Raw genomic sequence first — 1,050 nt, 5'->3', positions numbered from 1 at the left:
GACATCGGTTTCTTGGTATTCATGAGAACACTCCTTATAGTTATGCACCTTGAGTTCACTTCAAAGCGGCGAGCAGAGTAGCAGTGGAGTGAGAAAATACGAAAGAATAATCCTCTGATTGATTAATAGATGTGAACTTTGTCACTATAAAAAATAGAACTTTAACTAAATTGTAACGAAATGGCTGGTTGAAAACTTCAAGTTTTAACACTTTTATCGAACATACAACCGATAGAAATGAATTATTACATTTTGGTTGAATAAGGAATGATGTGCATATCTTCGATGTGGAAAGTGATTTTTGCATAAATAGTTACGGTTTATGCAGTGTGAAATAGGTGATAGGCCGTAATAGTATTTAGATCCAGACGGCGATGCTAATGCTCACTACAGTCAATAGCATCGCAGCTCAAGGTTGCGTAATTACGATTTTTTGTAGTGAGATAGTGAGGAGATGCGTTGGTGATCCCAACGCCAATGATTATGTTCGCTTATTCGCATTCCGCCCACCCAGTAACATTGCTTTGCTCGCTTTTGGCCTGCTAAACACGCTTTGCCAAATTCGGTCAGCGTAACTTTTTGTTCCCACCAATTCTTCTCTAATGAGTCGATAGCGAAAAGCGGCACTTCGGATTGAGTCAGTGGAAACAGTAGGGCGTAAAACATGACATCACCTAAAAAGGTAGCGGTTCAATTTGCTGATACCGCTTGAACCACTCTGTTACAGAGATGGGTGAACGCTGTGAACTCAATACATTTAAAGCAAGCTGTTGAGTCATGCTCAAACCGCTATTGGTATGAGGCAGTTCTTGCAAGAGACGCCTAAGCACATCGGACATGTTCGGTAAGCAATCCAGTTGATGTTGCTCTATCAAACTGACGATAGCTTTTGGTGAGGAACATGACACTGCTTGCCAACACTGCTTTGCTTGGCTCAATAACTTAGCAGATACGGGTTTACGGTATCGCCAACAAGAACGAATAGCTTCTTCAGGCAACTGCCCAAAGCCGATGAATCGCTCAGTGCCTGGGAACTGGTTCAACTCAATG

1 pseudogene is annotated in these 1,050 nt (G+C 41.9%); it reads right to left on the bottom strand.

The window, feature by feature from the left end:
* Nucleotides 1-423: 423 nt before the first annotated feature.
* A pseudogene (locus R7E78_RS24640) lies at nt 424-1,050 on the bottom strand (hypothetical protein); the annotation flags it as partial.

It is taken from the genome of Vibrio sp. YT-19(2023) (genome assembly GCF_033337395.1).
Note: the sequence above shows the minus strand (reverse complement) of the source record. Positions and strands in the feature narration are given on the sequence as shown.